We start from the raw sequence: 22,692 nt of genomic DNA, 5'->3' as shown, positions 1-22,692 counted from the left end.
TTCACCTCCTATTATTCGCCTTTTAGTTCAGGATCGAGTGTATCCCTTAACCAGTCACCGAATAAATTAACCCCAAGTGTAGTGAGGATAATCGCAATACCCGGGAATGTGATTAACCACCAAGAACTGAAAATATAATCCTTTCCTTCATTAAGCATGTTGCCCCATGCAGGAGTGGGCGGTTGAACTCCGAATCCTAAGAAACTTACGGATGCTTCTGCGATAATGTATGTGCCCATTTGTAAAGAGATTAAAATAATGATGGGTGTAAAGATATTAGGGAGGATATGTCTTACTAATATCTCGAATTTCGGCACACCAGTTGCGATTGCTGCTGTAATAAATTCCTTTTCTCTCAAAGCCAACACTTCACTGCGAATAACTCTGGCAAAAATAACCCACCCCGCTAAAGCAAGAGATATGATAATGTTTGTAAGTCCTGCTCCAAGTACTGCACTTATGACGAGTACTAATAAGATAAATGGAAAACTTAATTGAACATCCACAATTCGCATTAAAACTATATCAATCCAGCCCCTAAAGTATCCTGCAATCACACCCACGATGGTGCCAATGACCCCGGCTAATAAAGCTGTGGCTAACCCAATGATTAAGGATACTTTTGTACCTGCAATGATTCTAGAAAGTATATCTCTTCCTAATTGATCGGTTCCTAATATGTGACCGTCTGTAAAAGGAGGTAAAAGACGATCTCGTAATGGGGCATCCATAGGATCAAAAGGGGCAATCCATTGCCCAAATAGACTGAGAACTACTAAAAAGATAATGATGCAAAAACCGAGCAACCCAGCCCAGCTTTTTGACAGTTTTCGAAAGAAATCCTTGAATTTAGATTTCTTTTTAAATTTCATATCAATTGTTTTATTAGTGGTTGTAATTGTACTGGTTTCCACAGCTTCACCTACTTCACTCTAATTTGGGGGTTCACATATGCATATAAAATATCTGTAATAAAGTTGATGACTGCATAAATGATGGCAATGATAAATACGCCAGCCAATACAATTGGGAAATCTCGATTCATTAATGACTGGTGTAATAGTCTACCTACACCAGGCCAAGAAAAAACAGCTTCCGTAATAACAGCGCCGCCTAATAAAACACCGAGATCAAGCGCAATTAATGTGAGGATCGGAATCAAAGAATTTTTTAAGGCGTATTTCATAATTAGCGTGGATGTTGGTGTTCCAGCTGCTTTGGTTGTTCGGATATAGTCTTTATTTAATACATCTAGCATGGCCGATCGAGTAAAGCGGACAAAACGCGATACACTATACAAAGCTAGTGTAATAACTGGAAGCACCATGTGATTAACAGAGCCGCCTCCACTCGATGGAAATAATTTTAGTTGAGCAGCAAAAATAAAAATTAAAATTAAACCAAACCAAAAACTGGGGATAGCCTGACCGATAACCGTAATCCCTACACTTGCTTTATCAAATAGGGTGTTTCGTTTATATGCAGATAGAACACCAAGTGGAATAGCGATGATGATTGATAATAACAATGCTGAGAATGCTAATTGAAAAGTTGCTGGCATTCTTTCTAAAACAAGTCCTAGAGCATCGTCGCCACTTCTTAAAGATTCTCCAAAATCACCTTGAATGGCGCCTTTCATGAAGTCAGTGTATTGAACATATAGTGGGCGGTTAAACCCTAATAACTCACGATATTCTTCAATTTGTTCCCTTGGCGCATCAGGCGGGAGGAATAGTGTAGTCGGATCTCCCGAAAGACGAATTAAAAAGAAGACTGCTGTTAGAGCAAGAAATACAACGATGACCACTTGTATTAATCTTTTAATTATAAAATCTAACATAGTAGCACCCCGCCTTATCCCGTGGAATAAAAGAAGAGAGAAGGGGACCCTCTCTTCTTTGAAACTATAAATTTAGTTCCATGACATCTCAAACACGTTCATTTTCTCATCAACACGAGGTGAGAAATTTAAAGAAGATTTAACAGCGTAAAGGTCTGCTTGCTGCCATAATGGAACCCAAGCAGCTTGTTCTACTAACTGCTGTTGAAGTTCAGCGTATCCTGCATAGCGCGCTTCTTGATCAAACAATTGGTTTGTTTCCTTAATCTTTTTCTCAATATCCTCCTGGTAAAAACTACTGTATGGCGCTTCTAAAGTGAACAAGTTTTCAATTGTTGACTGGGCATCGAAAGCTGGCCCCCATCCAAGAATGTACATATCACCAGTTTCTCTTTTTTGAATCTTCTCCAAATGCTGTCCCCATTCATTCACCCTTACTTCTACATTGATCCCGATACTTTGTAATTGTGAGGCAATGGCTTGAGCAATATGGGAGTCCATCGGATATCGACCACTTGGTGTATCCAATGTTAATGTTAATTCTTCTGGACTATAGCCAGCTTCTTCGATTAACTTTACGGCAAGATCTGGGTCATAGTCGTATTCTTTAGTTTCAGCATAATCAGCATTCAATTGGGACAGAGGTCCTGTAATTCTCGATCCATACCCACTTAATACAGTTTCTAGAAGTTCATTTGCATTGATAGCGTGATTAATCGCTTGTCTAACTTTGACATCTTTTAATGGACCATCGACAAGGTTCGATAATGCTAAGTAATTGATACGTGAAGAAGAAATTTGTTTTACTTCATTACTTTCAAATTGTTTAACTGAGTCGACAGGGATGTTCTTAAATAAATATATTTCTCCGCTCATAAAAGCAGACATCCTTGCGCTAAATTCCGGAATAATTCGGAACTCAACTTCCTCAATCCCAGGTTTTCCTTGCCAATAATCTTCAAAAGCTTTTAATTTCAAATGGTTATCTCTTGACCATTCAACAAACGTATACGCCCCTGTACCAACTGGTTCGCTTGATGCTTTCTCTATACCTGCTTCTTCAACATAGCCAGGTTCCATGATGAGCAAATCTTCTGCAATTCGTTGGATTAAGCTTGGAAAAGGCACGGATGTATGGATCTCCACTTCGTAATCTGAAAGTACAACGACCTCCTCAACGTTAGCCCATCTTGAACGGTAAAATGACCCGTTACTTTCATCTAAGATGTAGTCGATACTAAATTTAACTGCATTTGCATTAAAATCTGCTCCGTTATGGAACTTAATTCCTTCTTTCAGCTTTAAGTACCATGTTTTTTCGTCTGTATTTTTCCATTCCTCTGCAAGAACAGGGACAAATTCAGCTGTTTGAGAATCTCGATCAATCAGTGGATCATAAATATTACGAATTAGCGTATCTGTGGTGTAGTTGACATCGTGATTTGCTAGAAGTGTGGTAGCGTCTGCTTCAAAACCGATGACAAGGGGACCCTGACTATTAGCATCTGAACTAGAATCTGGTGAACTACTGGAATTACCATCCACATTAGTACCTTCTGTACATGCTGCCAATAACATCGTAATGATTAAAAGAAATGTAATCAGGACCTTATTTTTCCTCATCAAATCTTCCTCCTTTATTGACTGATAAAATTTCCTCGATTTCTTCCATTGATTGAATAAGAGAATTTACTTGTTCCAAATCAATTTTTTCAATCATCCTCCTTACATCATTGCTGGCATTATCTGAAAGTTCTTTAAGAACTTTTTGCCCTTTTTCAGTGATATGCAAATATTTCTTTCGTTTATCTTGGTTATCCGATACCCGTTCAATAAGTTTTTGTTTGCTGAGCTTATGTATCATTCTACTTACATAGCCTTTATCGAAGTCGAAATACTCAGATAATTGAGAAGCTGTACATCTCTTCCTTTTATCTATCTCATATATAATCATCGCTTCTGACATTGAATAGGGGCTTCCTTTTGAATACTGAGCATACAAACCAACAACATTAAGATAAAAACGGTTAAACTTCTTAATTTTTTCGATTTTTTCATTCATGTAGTTTAGTTCCTTAGTTTATAAATTTAGTTGCTAATAACAACTTGTTTACATATTAATTTTAATTGGCTGCATTTGTCAACAGAATTTTATGAAAATTCTGTATAAATATAATCAGGTTTCCTTATGCTTTTTAATATTCAACGGTTAAGCACAATCACATTAAAAAAAGGGAAGCGGAAAAAAACTGACTGCAATCTTTCCTTTTTTATGACTAATGGAGCCATCATTAGAAAGGATATGGAGGGTTTCTCTAGCTACTCATCAGCTCTATTTGGAATGATAAATAGGATTTTTCATCATATTGCCAGGTTATTGAAGTTAAGAGAAGGGTACCGTTTATCCCTTAAGACACTGCGTTTTTGGGCAAGTGGACTTGAAAGAGAAAAGAATGGGTTGCAGCTGCTTAAAAAAATAGGAGGAAATTTTGAGCTTTCTAATTTCTTTCAAATCCTGCAGTCAGGGCCTAACTGTCTAAAGCAATTAGATAGATATAATTTATATGCATATATAGATAGCGGAAGCTTTTCTCTCCATAATCAAAAATGTAAGAAAGGGTTACAAAATCTATCCCTGTTTGATGAACAAACTGAACAGGATATGATATTGAAAGGGTATGCAGACTTTATTAATGCAAATAAGAATAATCCAAGAATAATAGGGTTCTTCCCCTTAGATGTAATAGGAGATCCAGAAGCCACAAAAGAAAATTATGCTAAATTAAAGGCCATGGTTCCAGGAGCAAACCTCATCCCTGTATTTCAGGTTTCGGGTTCACTAAAGTCCTTAGAAATGTTAGTAGATGAAGAACATGAGGTGATAGCACTTGGAGGGTTAATTCCTTTAATGAAGAAAGGTTTGAACCATTGTAGAGCTGCTTTAGATCGAATATTTAATTTTTATTCTAATGTTAATTTCCATTTCCTTGGGGGAGCTAATGAACTTCTGCTTGAATACCCGTTTTTTTCAAGTGATAGTACAGCTTATCTTAATAGCAGAAGAATCCATTACAGAGAAAATTATATTTGCCGAACGGCGAAAGGATAGAGGCTCAAGTAGAGTTGGATACCAAAGATATAATAAAGCAGAATTTAAATTTTTTAATTGATCTTGAAGAAATAAAGTATGTAGATTTATTGAGTTTCGCATTTAAAGATTAAATCTCAAACTAACTATATGGGTCGGTTTTGGATTAAAAAATATGAAGTTGCACATGAATTATCAGACCAAATCGCATATGATTTGGTCTTTTCTTTACTATAAACACCAACGTTTATTGGATATACAGAGCTGTTTCGCCTTGCTCTCTACTCCTTGAGTGAGCGTCTTACTGCCAGTTACTACGGGGTACATTTAACCTCTATTCAGGAATCTTTTCATATGCTAACTTTAAAATAATTTCCTTATATTGAGGATATTTTGATAAAAGGTCGGCTTGTGTGAACATTTCAAAATCCTGAAATTCAAAGCCTGGAGAAACCATACAACCTACTAGTGAGAATGTATCCTCCTCCATTACAGACGAACCAAAGATTGAATTTTTCGGAACTAAAGCTTGAGGTACTTCTCCAATATCAAGGTTTATTCCTAATTTAATTTCTTCATATTCACTATTTTCATGGATGACATGAATGGTTAATGGACTTCCAGCGTGAAAATACCATAATTCATCCGATTTTAATCGATGAAAGTGGGACACATCATTAGACGTTAATAAAAAATAAATGCTTGTATAGAGCTTACGTGTTCCCACAAAATTCACAGACAATTCTTGATCAGAAGTACATTCCTCTGATTCAAACGTTCTTTTATAATATCCGCCTTCTGGATGGGGGGTTAATCCAAGTTTTGAAACCCAATATTGCTCATTTTTCATCTTTATTGCTCCAATCCTTCGATAAAATACCTAAAAGGTTCCCTGGGTTAACTTAACCAAAGAAAAAACTCTTTTTTATATTCCCTTGATTTACTTTTCCCTAGAAAAGTCATTATAATTTTTGAATTTTGAAGGCCACCTTTTCTTTTTTAAGTACTTTTCGTTAAGTACAATAACTTTCCCGCTCTCAGCGGTTTTGTATTTTTGATACACTAATTTATATTTTTCAAATGCAAAGTGCCCTAAAATATAAATTGGTAAGATAATGAACATGAGGATTACAAGTTGTAGTATCCAATTGAGTTCATTCCCAATGATATAAATAGTCATTACAGCATGTGCTGCAAAAGAAACCATTAAGGTAATAAGCACATTACATATATGAAAAGGGACCATATTATTTTTTTCTCGAAACATTCGCTCTAGTTCATTCTTGATAAAAAGTGTAATAAATACTGATATCACAATGACAAAAAGGGAAACAAAATATGTAAGAACAGTGTACATTTTTTCCGCCCACGCTCCCTTCAATTACACTAGAAGAAAAAGCTTCATCAATAATATTTTCTATCGTTAATCTTTTTGAATGTAACGCTTAGAGACAAATTCTTTGTTTTGTTCAGAAAAAAATTTTTATCTTCATTGTAACACAAAAAATGATAAAAATTTTTGGTTGAACTAGAAGAAGTAAAGCGTGTAGATTTATTCAGTTCGTCCAGTTGCAGATGATTGGGCTGGAATTAGTGCTAGATATTAATTGCGGGAGGAGCATATTATATGAAGCTTAAAAGCTTAATTATCGGTGCAAGCATAATTTCTCTTGTAGCCATTGGCGGTGTCTTCGCTGTAAATGCGAACAAACCAATTGTAGAAGAGAAATACTACGGAAACGGAAAAAGAGAAATAATTGAGAACTTAGAAACGATGGAAAATAAGGCCACTTTAATAGTTATTGGTGAAAAATTACCAAATGAAGAGCCTAAGATACTTACAGATGGTGTTGAGGGGGAAGATGGTTACGAAGGGGTAATTGGCGGATTCACCATATCAGATTTTCAAGTTAAGAAGGTATTAAAAAATACGACAGGGGATGATATTTCAAAGGCTAGTATCATTCCAATTTTAGAAAATTCAGCAACAGATACCATTGGAGATGGAAAAAAGAGAATCATTTATTCCAATGATGGCTATGAACTTATGAAAAACGGAAAGCATTATATTTTATTTATGGATGAAAGTAGTTCTGATCCAGGCACATACATTCCACTAAGTGGGATATATGGGAAGGCTCCATTGGAAGGTCAGAATGAAGAATTAGAATTTAAAGGTGATGATAAATTCGTTAAAAAGCTAACAAAAGATGCTATTAAAAAGTATAAACAGGAAATGAAGGCAATTAAGTAAGATTATATTGAAAAAGCGTTACAAAAAACCCTATTGGGGTTTTTTACATTTCTCAACAGTATCAACTCCCTTTCGTGATGTTTTTCACAAGGATGTCCCTGCAAATAAGTTAATTCATTATTATCTTCCAATAATAAAGGTATCATTAATAATTGATTGTACTCAAACGTGGCAATTCAGCATATTCTGTCATATTTCACATTTAGAACACTTCTAGCCGTCATAGACTGCTTTTATCTCAGTAATGCTCTAAACCCGTATATAAATTGGCATATTAGGTTTAATGTACGTATTCTACTATACTATTGTTTTGCATCTGGATTTAATACAGGATTGAAAAAGCAATCTTATAAGCAGGCAACAATGAAGAGGGTGACCTAAAAGATAACAATCTTTTGAGTCACCCTCTTTTATTATTGATTGAAGGCTGCAGCCTAAACCTCTCTTGCCTTCTGGTTTTCATCTCGAAAATTCCTTACTATTTCATCAAGTTTTTCAGGTTTTAAAAAGGATGATATAGATTCTTCAGTTTGAATGGTTAGAGCAGCACCAGCCAGTCCTAACTGGCAAGCATTAAATAACGATTCTTCGTTCATGAGTCCATTTACGACACATGAAGCAAAAGCTTCACCAGCCCCAGTGACATCAACAACATCTGTTTTAACAGGAGACAAATGTCCGGATTCCTCATCAGAGAAATAATAAACCCCCTGATCACCAAGCTTTATAATCACGTTTTGAACGCCGCGCTGTCTAATTTTTTCACAGGCAATTTGGCAGTCCTTGATTGAGTCAATTTTTATTTCAGCAAGGATTTCTGCTTCTTCCCGGTTAGGGAGCAGCAGTTCTGCTCCGTCAAGACGCAAAGGAAGTTTTTGTGCTTTGGCAGAAGATACAGGGTCAATATACAAAGGGATGTTTACATCTCTGCACCGTTTAATCAAATAGTTTATACATTCCTTAGGAATATTCGTATCAAGGAAAACAGCTTGTGAGGCAGCAATATGGGACCATTTTTCCTCGAACATGGAAATAGTAATTTTTTCGTAAATATTCATATCGGCCATAGAGACAATGCTCTCGCCATCAATATCTAATAAGGTCGTAAAAGTTCCGGTCCTTTCTGCTGGAAGCACCCATACTTGACTAACATCAACCCCTTGGCTCTTCGTTTCCTTTAAGATCCAGTTCCCCTCTCTATCGTCTCCGACACAAGCAATAAGAGAAGTGTTTACGCCCAGGCGACTTAAATTTTCGGCAAAATTGCGTGCTACACCGCCACAAGCCTCGGTTATTTTTACCGGATTTGATGAATATAGGCGCACCTTCTCATTTGTCCGTGCTTTCCGGTCTGTGTTGGCCCCTCCAATACAGACAATCTGCGATTCATCTCGCAGTATATAGCCACGGCCTTTAATTTCGCCGCGTCTTGTCAGGTTAGCAATATAATTAGCAACGGCAGGTCGGGATAAGCCTACTTTACTTGATAATTCTTGCTGTGATATGTAAGGATTCATTTTTATGTAATGTAAAATTTGTTTCTCTTTATCCATGAAGCAACCTCATTTCCCCGTAAACAATGGTTTGTAACTACTTAAGCGTAAGGACCCATTATCATACATTTTACTTTATAAAAGACAGAAGAATGAATCTGCCAGACAACTCGCATAACATAATAGCTCTAGTTTATATGACCTGATCAGATTAATTAGTCAATCCATTATAACCAAAAAATACATTGCAAAAAAGTCAATCTGTGATTTATATTGGAGATTATGATTTTTTTATGGAATTTTTAAAATCATAAATACGTTCAATTTAATATATGAGGAGAAGTGAACTATGAGAATGTATCTATATCCCCTGATGGTAGTGATAGCCGCAAGCAGTTATGGTGTCGTTTCTACCATCATAAAACTGGCAATGAGCAGTGGTTTTTCGGTCTCAGAAGCAGTTACAAGTCAATTTTTTATCGGCTTTTGCCTTGCTGCAGGAATATTCTTGCTTACAAGCAGAACAAAATTAAGCTTTAACGGAATAAAAATTCTTATTCTTGCTGGGGTTTTAACAGGCTTAACAAATATTGTATATGGCCGTTCTTTGAACTATTTGCCAGCTTCATTGGCAGTTGTCCTTTTGTTTCAATTTACATGGATAGGTATGTTGATTTCTTGTATAACAAGACGCCAATTTCCAACTCGAATTGAATTACTATCTTTAATCATATTGGTAGGAGGGACAATACCGGCAGCTGGTTTAATCGATGTTGATCTATCTGAGATACCCTTTCAAGGGTGGTTATGGGGTTTAGCAGCAGCTCTTTGTTATTCACTATTTTTATTTGTCAATGGAAGGGCAACTGCAAATATGACAACTTCTAATCGGTTAGTATGGGTTTCTTTCTTTGCTTTAATAACAACGGCAGTTTTTCAGTCGCCGGATATTATTTGGAACGGGACTTTGTTTAACGAAGGACTTTGGATGTATGGTTTGGCTTTGGGGTTATTTGGAATGATCATACCGGTCTTTCTATTCACGATTGCCGTTCCTAAAGTTGGTTTAGGAAGGTCATCGATACTGAGTGCGATTGAATTGCCTATTGCCGTACTTGTATCTGTCATTTTATTAAGTGAAACAGTTACTGCACTTCAAATCGCTGGGATCGCAACCATTATTCTCGGTATGAGTTTACCAGTCATGCTTGGCAGAAACAGACAGGGAAGTAATATGAAAATTTTAAAACAAAATGTAAATAACCAATCTGCTATGTTAGGGGATTTGAAAAAACATAGCAGCTGATGTTTATTGTTTACGCTCACCGGCTTCCCAAGGGGGAACCGGTGAGCGTAATTCCACATCCATATTTTAACAGGCTCTTAAAATATAATTCAATTTTTTTAAAAACTATTGACAATTTAAAATGAAAGCGTATACTGAACATGTGTTTAACAAACAAACTTTTGTTTAAGTAGATTGAGAGAGAGGGGGGATAACATGACTATTGAAATGAGCGAAAATGAAAAAATAATCGCAGACTTGATCAGAGAAAATCCATTTATCTCTCAGCAGGAATTATCTGAAGCAGTTGGATTATCCATGTCCTCCATTGCCAATATTATTTCCGGGTTAATCAAGAAGGAATATATATTAGGAAAAGCTTATGTGTTAAATGAAACAAATCCTATAATTTGTATTGGCGGAGCTAATGTTGATCGAAAGTTTTATGCAAAACATGTGATCACTCATGAAACATCTAATCCAGTTAAATCTTCTACATCGGTAGGAGGAGTGGCAAGAAATATTGCGGAAAACTTGGGAAGACTTGGTGAGGAAGTCATCTTATTATCAGCCAGAGGGAACGATTCAGAATGGAAAGAGATTTATGATTTATCATCTCCATTTATGAATTTGGAGCATGTTGCTGCCTTTGAACATTCGTCTACAGGTTCCTATACGGCAGTATTAGATAAAAATGGCGATCTATCAATCGCAGTAGCTGACATGGATATATATGAAAACATTACACCTGAGCTGCTGATCAAAAACAGCCATATACTCAGAAAGGCTAAATGTATCGTTGCTGATTTGAATTGCCCGAGTGAAACGATTGATTTTCTTTGTTCCTTTACTTCCAAACATCATATTCCATTAGCAATTATCCCTGTTTCAGTGCCAAAAATGAACAGGCTTCCAAAATCGCTGAATTCAGTGAGCTGGCTCATAGTAAACAAAGATGAAACCGAAACCTACATGAACATGACTATGAATGATAAGAAAGATTGGGAAGAAGCGGTTAAAAAGTGGCTGAAGCTGGGTGTAAAAAATGTGATTGTGACCAATGGATCCAAAGGTGTAATGGCGGGGGTTGAGAATGGAGAGATTTATTATTTCCCAGCTATCGAAACACCAAAGGTAGTTGATGTGACAGGTGCAGGAGATTCATTTTGTTCAGGAGTTATTTATTCCTGGCTGCAAAAGAAAGAATTGGACCACATTATCAAATCTGGTTTGGTCAATGCACACAAAACCATTATGTCAAAGTATACAGTTAGGCAAGAATTATCTCAAAAACAATTTATTTTAGATATGGAGGAAATGTAAATGAAACAATATATTGAACTATCTGCAGAGGTACAGCAAGCAAAAACAGAAGGGAAAGCCATTGTAGCATTAGAATCCACGATTATTTCTCATGGTATGCCTTATCCTCAAAACGTACAAATGGCTCGTGAAGTCGAACAAATTGTTCGTGACAACGGTGCTGTTCCAGCAACCATTGCGATCATTGATGGAAAAATTAAAATTGGTTTAACAGATGATGAATTAGAGCTATTTGGAAAAAGTTCGGGTGTTGCTAAAGTATCAAGACGTGATCTAGCGCAAATTATTGCTACGAAACAATTAGGTGCAACGACTGTTGCAACAACCATGATTTGTGCCGACTTAGCTGATATAAAAATCTTTGTAACAGGCGGTATTGGCGGGGTTCATAAAGGGGCAGAAACGACTATGGACATTTCAGCTGACCTTGAAGAATTAGCACAAACAGATGTGGCTGTCATTTGTGCAGGCGCTAAATCAATCCTTGATTTAGGTCTGACTCTTGAGTATTTAGAAACAAAAGGAGTTCCTGTCATTGGATATGAAACAGAAGTCCTGCCTGCATTCTATACAAGAAAAAGTGAACATAAATTAAACTTCTCTACAGATTCAATCGATGTGATTGCTGATACATTAAAAGTGAAATGGGAATTAGACCTTAAAGGCGGAGCGGTAATCGCAAATCCGATTCCTGAAGAACATGCGATGGATGAAGATTATATCAATGGAATTATCGATCAGGCAATCAAGGAAGCAGAAGAAAAACATATTGTTGGTAAAGATAGCACACCATTCCTGCTGGGGAAAATTAAAGAAATAACTGGCGGTAAAAGCCTTGATGCCAATATTGAATTAGTAAAACACAATGCAAAAGTAGGAACCCAAATTGCAGTTAGTTTCAATAACAAAACAAAATAATTAATAAATAAATTCGCAGATAGGATAAATTAAACTTCTATAAAGTTAACTAATCAGACTATTGTTTACAATAATCGATAACAGCCATACTTTATAGAAGTTTCTTTTTTGTATATTTGAAAGCGTTGCCATATAAAGGGAGAGGCTGCACATGAATTTTATTTTCTTCATAACAGGAATTTTGCTTGTTTTTGTGATTGGTTTTCTAGTTAGTAATAATAGAAAACAAATTAAGTATAAACGAATTCTTATCATGTTGGCGGTGCAATTGATATTAGTGTTCTTCATGATGAATACAAGTATAGGTCTCACTGTTCTTACCAAAGTGGGCTCTTTTTTTGAAAGTTTAATGAAGATTGCTGATGCAGGAATACAATTTGTCTTTGGCGGAATGGTAAATGAAGGTGCAACAACGTTTTTCTTTGTAGCGTTACTGCCTCTTGTTTTCATGTCGGTGTTAATTGGAATCCTAAATTATATTAAAGTGCTGCCATTCATTATCAAATATATAGGTTTAATTTTGAGTAAAATAACAGGAATGGGCAGATTAGAAAGTTATTTTGCTGTATCTACAGCTGCACTTGGACAACCTGAAGTGTTCTTGACGATAATTAAACAAATTCCTCTTTTATCCCAAAAAAGACTTTACACCATTTGTACTTCAGCAATGAGTGCAGTCAGTATGGCAATGGTCGGGGCTTATATGACCATGCTAGAGCCAAAATATGTTGTAACCGCTGTCGTATTGAATATCTTTAGTGCGCTTATCGTGGCAAATATTATTAATCCATATGATTTAGAAGAAAATGACGATCTAATTCAAGTTGAAGAAAATGAAAGAGTTCCTTTCTTCCAAATGGTTGGGGATAGCGTCATGGACGGTTTTAAAATTGTGATTGTTGTCGCTGCTATGCTATTAGGATTTATTTCCCTGATGGAATTGGTTAATGTCATTTTCCTCGGCGTATTTGATGTTTCTTTCCAAACGGTTATCGGTTATATTTTTGCCCCAATCGCCTTCTTAATGGGCATCCCTTGGGCAGAAGCTGTACAAGCTGGTGGTATTATGGCTACAAAGCTTGTAACAAATGAATTTGTTGCCATGCTGAGTTTTGGTGATATTGCAAATGGTCTTTCTGATAAAACCATTGCAATCGTATCTGTTTACTTGGTTAGTTTTGCTAATTTTGGAACAGTGGGTATTGTCGCTGGTTCAATTAAATCAATCAGTGAAAAACAAGGAAGTTATGTTGCCAAATATTCTTTGAAATTATTGTTAGGTGCAACATTAGCATCTGTCATTTCAGGGACAATAATGGGGATTGTAATGTAATAGTATAATAGAGGTGAATGAAAATGAGTCAAAGAAAAATTATTTTAGATTGTGATCCAGGTCATGATGATGCCATTGCGATTATTTTAGCCGCTGCACGGCCGGAATTGGAAATTTTAGGAATTACAACTGTTTCTGGAAATGCCGAAATTGAAAAAACAACGGATAATGCGTTAAAAATTTGCGATTTAGTTTCCTTGCATGATGTCATTGTTTCAAAAGGAGCGAGTGAGCCGATGGTCCGCCTGCGCGAAAACGCGCCAGGCATCCATGGAGAGTCAGGCTTGGATGGCCCGGAGCTGCCAGAACCATCCCGCAGCTGGAGCAACGAGCATGGGGTCGATACAATCATCAGGCTCGCAAAAGAATCAAAAGAACCGGTAACCCTTGTTCCGACAGGACCGCTTACCAATATTGGCCTTGCTTTAACAAAAGCACCGGAAATTAAGGATAATATTGAAGAAATCGTCTTAATGGGAGGAGGAACCATTGGCAACTGGACGCCAACGGCTGAATTTAATATATGGGCTGATCCAGAGGCTGCGAAAAAAGTTTTTGACAGCGGCCTGCCAATCTGTGTCATGGGCTTGGATATCACCCACCAGGCATTAGCAACAAGAGACGTGATTCAGCAAGTGAACCAAATCGATAATAAAGTCGCCAAAATTGTCGGTGAATTATTAGTATTTTTTGCTTCCACCTATAAAGAAATGTTCGATTTCGATGGAGCACCGGTACACGATGTGTTGACGGTAGCCTATCTTGTTGCCCCAGAACTGTTTAAGATGAAAGCTGTCAATATTGCCGTGGAGACAAAAGGCGAGTTCACCGCAGGAACAACATTAGTCGACCTGCATGGCGTCACAGGCAGGAGAATCAATGCCAAGTTCGGCATGGAGCTCGATGTCGAAGGTTTCTGGCAACTCATGATTGAATCTCTAAAAAAATACTAGTATCGAATAACATAAGTGGGTTGGGTGAAAAATGCTGGGTGAGGAAAAGTAAAAGTGAGGTGATTGTATGATTACCGTAATTGGAAGCATAAATATGGATTTAGTTGTTGAAACAAATCACGTACCTGATAATGGAGAAACGACGTTAGGTAACTCTTTTTCAACGTTTTTTGGCGGAAAAGGAGCAAATCAAGCAGTTTCAATAGCGAGATTAGGGAAAGAAGTTCAAATGATTGGTGCTTGTGGTGCTGATGATTATGGCAGGATGGCGTTAAATTCATTAAAAGAAGAAAGCATAAAAACAGATCATGTGTTTTTATTGCCTGATGAAACAACAGGTATTGCTTCCATCATCGTCTCTAATGCGGATAATAGAATTATTGTCGTTCCCGGGGCAAATAATCGTTTGACTGCCAAAGAAATAGAGCTTGTTAAAAGTGAGATTCTGAAAAGTGAAATGGTGGTCATGCAGCTGGAAATACCATCAAACACTGTTCATAGAGCATTGAAAATATGCAAGGAACACAATATTCCAGTAATTTTGAATCCGGCACCGGTCAATAATCTTAAACATGAATTTATTGAATTGGCAACTTATTTAACACCAAATGAATCGGAATGCAGGAGCATTTTTGGTGACAATATTGACCAATCATTAGAAAGATATCCCAATAAATTAATAGTGACTTTAGGTGAAAAAGGTGCCCGTTTTTATAATGGCAAAAAGCATGTATTCATTAAGGGTTTTCATACAAATCCTGTTGATACAACAGGTGCTGGTGATACTTTCAATGGAAGCCTGGCTGTTGCTTTGACAGATGGAAAGAATATTGAAGAAGCAGTAAGGTTTGCAAATGCAAGTGCTTCCATAGCCGTTGAAAAAAAAGGTGCTCAAAGCGGCATGCCTTCTTTAGATAAAGTTATAAATAGGTTGAACTAAAAAATTTAACAATTCTAAATAAGATTATTCATGAAAATCCTCCCATTCCAATATGGGGGGATTTATGGGCAGAAGTCGCATGGCCATTTAGAGGTTTTTGAATTTGAACATCCTTCGTATATACCGTCTGTTGTGTTGTGCAGCCTATTGTATCAATCCGTCTGTTGTTGAGGCGGAAAAATTACAGGTCGATGCGGGGACGTCCTAAATATAATTTGAACTATAGACTGGAGTGAATAGATTTGAAGCCGATTATATTTGATGTTGATACTGGGATTGATGATGCCTTAGCGATGTCTTACGCATTAAATTCACCAGAATTGGAGCTGCTTGGTTTTACCACCTGCTTTGGCAACGTATCAGTAGCAGAAGCGACGCGCAATACACTTGCAGTTTTAGAGAAAGCAGGGAAACGGGTTCCTGTTTACTCAGGAGCCGAACAAACATTAATGCGCGGGGAAAAAGAGGCCTGGTCAAGACATGTCCATGGAGAGGACGGTTTAGGCAATACCATTAAGAGTAATCCAACTTCTCAAGCGGAAAGTCAATTTGCACCGGAATTTATGATCGAACAGGTGAAAAATCGTCCGCATGAAATAACGATCATTGCCGTTGGTCCACTGACTAACCTCGCTCTGGCAATAAAAAGATCACCTGAAATAATTCCGCTAGTTAAAGAGGTGGTTATTATGGGTGGGGCTGTAAAAGTACCTGGGAACGTGAATGCCGCTGCTGAAGCAAATATCTTCTCTGATCCCGAAGCTGCCAAATATGTGCTCTCCTCAGGTTTACAGGTCACCCTTGTAGGGCTTGATGTGACAATGCAGACCTTATTGCCAAAATCGAAGCTTAATGAATGGCGTGCTACTGGTAAAGAAACGGCACATTTTTTTGCGGACATGACCGAGTTTTACATTGGTTTTTATGAATCTTCTTATCCAGGTATTGGCGGCTGTGCTCTTCATGACCCACTCGCAGTAGGGGTTGCGATTGATTCAAGTTTTGTGTCGACGGTATCAATGAACGTCAAGGTTATCACAGAAGGAAAAGAGGCTGGAAGAACAATCGGTCATCTTGAAGGTGAGCCAAGGATTCTCGTTTGTACGGAAGTAAAAGCGGAGCGATTTTTAAACCATTTTCTTAGTAGAGTGGTATGATGATTTAATTTAAAGTCTGCCTGCAATTTTTGAAGTGATATTTCCCCCTTTAAAGCAGAGAATCTTAAGAAAAGACCGAGCAGCCAGTGTGAGTCGGCAGTTAGCTGGGGCACACTGGTTTAGTTTTTTGAAGCCTTTTATCGTTAATGAGATACAAGCAGTCTTCGAGTAAACTTTAAGAGTGAGAAGATAGACGCTTTATTTAAAATTCTGCTAAATAGAATGGGATTAAGTTTCTTCCCCTATTCCATACACCATCGACACCGCCAATTCTTCCCTGATCTTTGTAATATGCCCCTCCATCAATTCCTTTGCCCAATTCGCATTTCCAGAAGCAATAGCAAGATAAATTTCCTTATGTTCATACATTGTATCTGAGTAACGAGAGGGATCTTTAAAGCGATGGCTCTGAGTTGTCCTTATGGTATCCCTCATATGTTCAGTAAGAGTATGTATCAAATCAATGAAAATCGTATTATGGGTGGCCTCGGCAATTCCGATGTGGAAGTCAAGGTCCGCTTTTAGACCCAGCTCTGGATTATCTTTGGAAAGCGCCATATTGTTTAGTGCTGTACACAGCTTTTCCAGGTCTGCTGAAGTAGCTCTTTTTGCAGCAAGGAAGGCAGATTCTGCTTCAAGTGCACGCCTTAGTTCCAACATTTCATAGACGCGTGGATTTTCTGTTTTGACAGCTGTCATGATTTCTTCATTACTTGATTGGAAGCTTGAAACTTTTACATAGCTTCCACCTCCTTGCCGGATATCAATGAACCCGTTGAGTTCCATGATCCGCAAGGCTTCTCTTATGGTTGTCCGGCTTACATTAAATTGGCTTGCTAATTCTCTTTCTGAAGGCAGCCTTTCACCCGGCTTAAGATTTCCAGCCAAATAACATTCGGTAATTTTATCTATTATAATGAGATATGTCTTTTTTTTCTCCACTGTACCACATAATCTCCTTCCAAATATGTCCATTTCAAACTCTCCTAAATGTAACAGACATAAAATCTATTAATCAAGACTGAAACAAAAATAAAATAATTAATTGAATTTTTCTGATAAGTTAGTATAATTAACTTATCTTGTTGGACCAATTATAACATTGGTTTAACCAAATTTTCAGCAGAAGAAAGAAGGAATTTAGGATGGAAACAGCTAGTATGAGCCTCATACATACTTTAAAGGAGGTTCTTTCTGAGCAGCAGGTAACTGAAAATCAGACAATAAGAGAATTGCATGGAAGGGATGAATCATATCATAGGGAGAGCCTTCCCGATCTTGTGGTTTTTCCGGAAACAGCCCAGCAGGTCAGTGAAATTGTGAAGCTGGCAAACCAATATAAAGTGCCAATCGTTCCTTTTGGGCTGGGATCTAGCCTTGAGGGACATGTGATACCGTACGAACATGGAATTACGATTGATTTTTCATTGATGAATAAAATCCTCGAAGTGCGTGAAAATGATTTCCTTGTCCGTGTACAGCCCGGTGTGACTCGCACACAGCTCAACAAGGAATTGAAAAAATATGGACTGTTTTTCTCTGTGGATCCGGGAGCGGATGCTACGCTTGGCGGAATGGCGGCAACTAATGCCAGCGGTACAACTTCGGTCAAATATGGTGTCATGCGTGATCAGGTGCGTGATTTAGAAGTGGTTTTGCCTGATGGATCAATTATACATACAGGCAATTTAGCCGCCAAGTCTTCATCAGGCTATCATTTAAATGGTTTATTCGTTGGTTCGGAGGGAACCCTTGGATGCTTTACCGAACTGACGTTAAGAGTTTACGGAATTCCAGAGCATGTGATGGCGGCAAGAGCTTCATTTCCCTCCTTGAACGATGCGGTAGAAGCGGTTGTATCCATTTTACAGGCAGGCGTTCCGATTGCCAGGGTGGAGCTTGTCGATGAACCTTCTATGAAGCAGGTGAACCTGTTCAGCGAGACAAGCTATAAGGAAAGTCCAACACTCTTTTTGGAGTTTCACGGCAATGAAGCCGGCTTGAAGCAGGATGTCGAGTTCACAAGAGAAATTGTAGCGGACCATCATTGTCTCGATATTGAATTTGAAACCGATAATGCAGCGAGAAATCGTTTGTGGGAGGCCCGGCATAACCTTGCTTATGCTTATATCCACGGCCATCCTGGGAAGAAAATGATGGTGACGGATGTCTGCCTGCCGATTTCAGAACTTTCTGGCGCTATCAGCTATGCAAGGGAAGCGGTAGATTCAATGGGACTTCCTGGAGGCATTGTCGGGCATGTGGGGGATGGAAATTATCATACACTTCTAATGATTGATATGAGCAACCCGGATGAGGTGGCTAAGGCAGAAAAGTTCAATGAACAAATTGTCCTTTATGCCCTGGAACGCGGAGGAACATGTACGGGTGAGCATGGTGTAGGGGTTGGCAAGCAGAAATATCAGCAAAAAGAACATGGCCAGGCGCTTCAGGTTATGGAAAAAATCAAACAGGCCCTGGATCCAGATAACCTTTTTAATCCAAATAAAATCTTAAAGACAAAAGAAGGGGCGTGATGAAATGAAGGTATTAGAAGCGGTCAGTACCATTGCAGGAAAATATTTTGCCGTGTGGGTTATCTTAACATCGGTTATTGCCTTTATGTTTCCAGACCCATTTTTAGGGTTGGGGGGCTATATCACCATCCTTCTCGGGGTCGTCATGTTTGGAATGGGGCTTACACTGAAGGCAGTCGATTTTAAAATCATCTTTACCAAACCGCTGCCTGTGATAATCGGAGTTTGTGCACAGTTCATCATTATGCCGCTTGTCGCTTTCGTTATTGCGAAACTTTTGAATTTGCCGGCAGAGTTGGCAGCAGGCCTGGTATTGCTCGGATGTGTACCTGGGGGAACTGCTTCTAACGTTATGGTGTATCTGGCCAAGGGAAATGTACCATTGTCCATCGCCATGACTTCCGTTTCAACTCTATTGGCACCGATCATGACACCGTTGCTTCTCCTAATGCTTGCAGGCCAATGGATGCCGGTTGATGCTGTTGCCATGTTTATGTCTATTGTCCAGGTTATCATTGTTCCAATTGTTCTAGGTCTGGCAATCAAGAAATTTTTCCCTGTGGCTGTGGAAAAAAGCTTAACTGTTTTACCGCTTATTTCGGTAGCGGCGATTATCACGATTGTGGCTGCAGTCGTTTCAGGCAATTCAGCAACTATTGCTGCATCAGGCCTGCTGATTTTTACAGCTGTCATGCTTCACAATGGATTCGGGCTGCTGCTTGGCTATCTTGCAGGAAAAGTGCTTGGTCAGGATGAAGTTAATCGAAGAGCGATTTCGATTGAAGTTGGCATGCAGAACTCAGGTTTAGGCGTTGCACTCGCGACCGCACACTTTGGGCCATTGGCAGCACTTCCAAGCGTGCTGGCTGCTGCCTGGCATAATATTTCCGGGCCGATTCTGGCGACATATTGGTCGAAGAAACCTGCTGTTGACAGTAAAGAAGATACGTCAGTTCATCCGGTTGAAGTGAAGCTGTAGTTATGAATTTAGGTGTCTGGCTCTTGAGCTTAAGAGGGCAGGCACCTTTTTTGTACCTGTTGAAACGAATTCAAATGGTTTTATTAACTATTGACAACGTTTACAAATAATACTAGAATTGTCACAGACAAGTTAACTATGGTGGAGAAACGGAGAACCCATGCTTTTATGCACTTTCATTCCTGGAAGTGTTATTAAAGTATGGGTTTTGTTTTTTTTGCAGTTAATATTGTTGTAAATTCTATCTTAGGGGGAACCTAAATGTTCAAACTGTTTCAGCCTGCTCCCCCAATTGAAAGATTGCCTGAGGAAAAAATTGATTCTGAGTACAAAAAACTTAGATTTCAAGTTTTTATGGGAATCTTCATTGGTTATGCAGCGTATTATTTAATCCGGAAAAACTTCTCACTGGCTATGCCGTACTTTATTGAAGAAGGTTATTCGAAAACTGAACTTGGCTTTGCGCTATCTGCTATTTCTATTTCCTATGGCATCAGTAAATTTGTCATGGGGACCTTTTCTGACCGGAGTAATCCAAGGATGTTCTTGCCTGCAGGGTTAATTCTTTCTGCTATCATTTCTTTATTAATGGGCTTTGTTCCTTTCTTTACTTCGTCTGTTGCAATTATGTTTATTATGCTTTTCTTAAATGGCTGGTTCCAGGGAATGGGCTGGCCGCCATCTGGCCGTGTCCTTGTACACTGGTTCAGCATTAATGAAAGAGGAAACAAAACAGCTATTTGGAATGTAGCCCATAATGTCGGCGGGGGTCTAATGGCACCTCTTGCTGTGGCGGGTGCAGCGATGTTCGCAGGCATAGCCGGAAGCTCTTCATCAGGCTATGAAGGTGTATTCATTTTACCCGCACTTGTAGCCATTGTTGTTGCATTCATGGCCTACTTCCTTATTCGTGATACTCCACAGTCGGCTGGACTGCCATCCATTGAAGAATACCGCAATGATTATCCAAGTAAAACCAGGAAAACCTTTGAAACAGAATTAACAACAAAAGAGATTCTTTTCAAGTATGTTTTAAATAATAAGTGGGTTTGGGCCATTGCGATTGCAAACATCTTCGTTTATTTCGTCCGATATGGTGTACTGGACTGGGCACCAACTTATTTGAGCGAAGAGAAAGGCTTTGATATGAGCAAGTCGAGCGTAGCCTATTTTCTTTATGAGTGGGCAGGTATACCAGGAACACTATTATGCGGCTGGATCTCAGATAAATTTTTCAAAGGGCGCCGCGGTCCTGCAGGGTTTGTGTTTATGCTGGGAGTATTGGTTGCTGTTCTTGTATACTGGTTTAATCCGGCAGGAAACCCAATGGTCGATATGATTTGTTTGATTGCGATCGGCTTCCTCATTTATGGGCCGGTTATGTTAATTGGGCTTCAGGCTCTAGATTTTGTTCCTAAAAAAGCTGCAGGTACAGCAGCAGGATTAACTGGATTGTTTGGTTACCTTGGAGGTACCGTAACAGCTAATGCGTTAATGGGTGTTATTGTAGATGCATCTGGATGGGATGCAGGATTTATGCTGTTAACTGCATCTTGTGTCCTTGCAGCCCTTATCTTCGCTGTTACATGGAATGTCCGTGGTCAAGAAGTAGTTAAAAACCAACATTAAGATATGAAGAAAGTGTCTGTCATTGGGCACTTTCTTTTTTATATGAAACTTTAATATCTTTTCTAAGGTAAAAAGAACTCTTTGTAAAAATATTATTGACTAAAAGCAAATTATGGAATATATTTTAATTAACAATTAACAAACCGTTAATTAAAAAAAGAGGTGAATCAAATGAAGAATCAATTTATTACCCCAGACGGTTATACAAGCGATATTGCGGTTTTTACAATCACATCTGAACTAGTTGGAGAATATAAACCCCCAAAAAAAGAGCTGAAGATTATGCTGATTAAAAGAAGTGAGCTGGACCATGAAGGAAATCCAAACATGGAAGCAGGGAAGTGGGCGCTTCCCGGAGGATTTGTCCGGCCAGGAGAGACTGCATTTCAGGGAGCGGAGCGCAAGTTAGCGGAGGAAACAGGAGTGGAAGGGTTGAAAATAAAGCATTTTGGTGTCTATGATTCTCCTGGCCGTGATCAGCGGGGATGGATTATATCAAATGCACATTATGTCATTGCAAATGAAGAGACATTAAGGAGCCGGAAAAAGACTTGTGATGCTTCTGAAATTGGGCTGTTTACGCTTGAAGAAGCACTTGAACTTGATCTTGCATTCGATCATCGGACCATTATGGATGATGCACTTTGGTTTATTAAAAAAGATATGGCCCTCACAACACTGGCCAAACACTTTCTTCCTGAAGAATTTGTGCTTTCTGAGCTGCAGGGGGTATTATTGACGGTTTTGGATGATCCTTCGATCTCGACTGATGCTGCCTTTTTCAGAAAAGCACCGACTCTGCCTTTTATTGAAGTGGTATCGGAACACGGAAAGCCGAAGAAATCAAACCGCTATTCCAAAACGCCGGCTCAGCTTTACCGATTTAATGATTTCCAGCCGATTGTGTCCGTGTATAGAAATAAGCTGCAAGGGTGAAAAACAAATCATATATGGGGAGAGATT

General features: G+C 38.5%; 20 protein-coding genes. 13 read left to right on the top strand and 7 right to left on the bottom strand.

Annotated elements, in window-relative coordinates; translation table 11 throughout:
• Window positions 1–11: 11 nt before the first annotated feature.
• The 4 genes from QUF73_07460 to QUF73_07445 form a co-directional block, all read right to left on the bottom strand.
• Window positions 12–914: an ABC transporter permease gene (locus tag QUF73_07460; protein MDM5226046.1), complete on the bottom strand. Its 903-nt coding sequence runs from the start codon at window positions 912–914 to the stop codon at window positions 12–14.
• Window positions 915–922: 8 nt separating this feature from the next.
• A complete protein-coding gene (locus tag QUF73_07455) occupies window positions 923–1,840 on the bottom strand; it encodes an ABC transporter permease (protein MDM5226045.1) in 918 nt (305 codons plus the stop codon).
• Window positions 1,841–1,912: 72 nt separating this feature from the next.
• Window positions 1,913–3,463 carry an ABC transporter substrate-binding protein gene (locus QUF73_07450; protein ID MDM5226044.1) on the bottom strand — a complete coding sequence of 517 codons (1,551 nt, stop codon included), beginning with the start codon at window positions 3,461–3,463 and terminating at the stop codon, window positions 1,913–1,915.
• Window positions 3,450–3,902, bottom strand: a complete 453-nt coding sequence (locus QUF73_07445; GenBank protein MDM5226043.1) for a MarR family transcriptional regulator — start codon at window positions 3,900–3,902, stop codon at window positions 3,450–3,452. The genes QUF73_07450 and QUF73_07445 overlap by 14 nt, the downstream gene beginning before the upstream one ends.
• Window positions 3,903–4,028: 126 nt before the next feature.
• Between QUF73_07445 and QUF73_07440 the strand changes: the two genes are divergently transcribed.
• The gene (locus QUF73_07440; protein ID MDM5226042.1) at window positions 4,029–4,949 is read left to right on the top strand and encodes a hypothetical protein; all 921 of its coding nucleotides are present in this window, start codon (window positions 4,029–4,031) and stop codon (window positions 4,947–4,949) included.
• A gap of 313 nt (window positions 4,950–5,262) precedes the next feature.
• On the opposite strand, the gene QUF73_07435 is transcribed toward QUF73_07440, so the two are convergent.
• Window positions 5,263–5,778: a cupin domain-containing protein gene (locus tag QUF73_07435; protein MDM5226041.1), complete on the bottom strand. Its 516-nt coding sequence runs from the start codon at window positions 5,776–5,778 to the stop codon at window positions 5,263–5,265.
• A 777-nt stretch (window positions 5,779–6,555) separates the two neighbouring features.
• On the opposite strand from QUF73_07435, the gene QUF73_07430 reads away from it, so the two are divergent.
• A complete protein-coding gene (locus QUF73_07430; protein MDM5226040.1) occupies window positions 6,556–7,182 on the top strand; it encodes a hypothetical protein in 627 nt (208 codons plus the stop codon).
• A gap of 434 nt (window positions 7,183–7,616) precedes the next feature.
• On the opposite strand, the gene QUF73_07425 is transcribed toward QUF73_07430, so the two are convergent.
• Entirely contained in the window at window positions 7,617–8,735 is a 1,119-nt protein-coding gene (locus QUF73_07425; protein ID MDM5226039.1) for a winged helix-turn-helix transcriptional regulator, read from the bottom strand.
• A gap of 295 nt (window positions 8,736–9,030) precedes the next feature.
• Between QUF73_07425 and QUF73_07420 the strand changes: the two genes are divergently transcribed.
• The 7 genes from QUF73_07420 (at window position 9,031) to QUF73_07390 (ending at window position 16,584) form a co-directional block, all read left to right on the top strand.
• The gene (locus QUF73_07420) at window positions 9,031–9,981 is read left to right on the top strand and encodes a DMT family transporter (GenBank protein MDM5226038.1); all 951 of its coding nucleotides are present in this window, start codon (window positions 9,031–9,033) and stop codon (window positions 9,979–9,981) included.
• Window positions 9,982–10,188: 207 nt separating this feature from the next.
• Entirely contained in the window at window positions 10,189–11,283 is a 1,095-nt protein-coding gene (locus QUF73_07415) for a winged helix-turn-helix transcriptional regulator (GenBank protein MDM5226037.1), read from the top strand.
• Window positions 11,284–12,201 (top strand): pseudouridine-5'-phosphate glycosidase, encoded by a 918-nt coding sequence (locus QUF73_07410; GenBank protein MDM5226036.1) that lies wholly within the window; start codon window positions 11,284–11,286, stop codon window positions 12,199–12,201.
• Between the two features lie 151 nt (window positions 12,202–12,352).
• Window positions 12,353–13,534, top strand: a complete 1,182-nt coding sequence (locus QUF73_07405) for a nucleoside transporter C-terminal domain-containing protein (protein ID MDM5226035.1) — start codon at window positions 12,353–12,355, stop codon at window positions 13,532–13,534.
• Between the two features lie 23 nt (window positions 13,535–13,557).
• Window positions 13,558–14,487, top strand: a complete 930-nt coding sequence (locus tag QUF73_07400; GenBank protein MDM5226034.1) for a nucleoside hydrolase — start codon at window positions 13,558–13,560, stop codon at window positions 14,485–14,487.
• Window positions 14,488–14,554: 67 nt separating this feature from the next.
• Complete coding sequence (gene rbsK, locus QUF73_07395; GenBank protein ID MDM5226033.1) at window positions 14,555–15,427, top strand: ribokinase; 873 nt, start codon at window positions 14,555–14,557, stop codon at window positions 15,425–15,427.
• 242 nt (window positions 15,428–15,669) lie between these two features.
• Window positions 15,670–16,584, top strand: coding sequence for a nucleoside hydrolase (locus QUF73_07390; protein MDM5226032.1), 915 nt, complete (start codon window positions 15,670–15,672; stop codon window positions 16,582–16,584).
• A gap of 228 nt (window positions 16,585–16,812) precedes the next feature.
• On the opposite strand, the gene QUF73_07385 is transcribed toward QUF73_07390, so the two are convergent.
• Entirely contained in the window at window positions 16,813–17,559 is a 747-nt protein-coding gene (locus QUF73_07385; protein ID MDM5226031.1) for a FadR/GntR family transcriptional regulator, read from the bottom strand.
• Window positions 17,560–17,729: 170 nt separating this feature from the next.
• Here QUF73_07385 and QUF73_07380 point away from each other — a divergent pair, with 170 nt between their 5' ends.
• The 4 genes from QUF73_07380 (at window position 17,730) to QUF73_07365 (ending at window position 22,665) form a co-directional block, all read left to right on the top strand.
• Complete coding sequence (locus QUF73_07380) at window positions 17,730–19,121, top strand: FAD-linked oxidase C-terminal domain-containing protein (GenBank protein MDM5226030.1); 1,392 nt, start codon at window positions 17,730–17,732, stop codon at window positions 19,119–19,121.
• A 4-nt stretch (window positions 19,122–19,125) separates the two neighbouring features.
• Entirely contained in the window at window positions 19,126–20,100 is a 975-nt protein-coding gene (locus QUF73_07375; protein MDM5226029.1) for a bile acid:sodium symporter family protein, read from the top strand.
• Between the two features lie 261 nt (window positions 20,101–20,361).
• Window positions 20,362–21,729: a glycerol-3-phosphate transporter gene (gene glpT, locus QUF73_07370; protein MDM5226028.1), complete on the top strand. Its 1,368-nt coding sequence runs from the start codon at window positions 20,362–20,364 to the stop codon at window positions 21,727–21,729.
• A gap of 171 nt (window positions 21,730–21,900) precedes the next feature.
• On the top strand, window positions 21,901–22,665 hold the full coding sequence (locus QUF73_07365) for an NUDIX hydrolase (protein ID MDM5226027.1): 765 nt from the start codon (window positions 21,901–21,903) through the stop codon (window positions 22,663–22,665).
• Window positions 22,666–22,692: the final 27 nt, after the last annotated feature.

Origin of the sequence: Cytobacillus sp. NJ13 (assembly GCA_030348385.1) — a bacterium.
Taxonomy (GTDB): Bacteria; Bacillota; Bacilli; order Bacillales; family Cytobacillaceae; genus Cytobacillus.
This window is presented reverse-complemented; position numbering and strand designations above follow the sequence as displayed.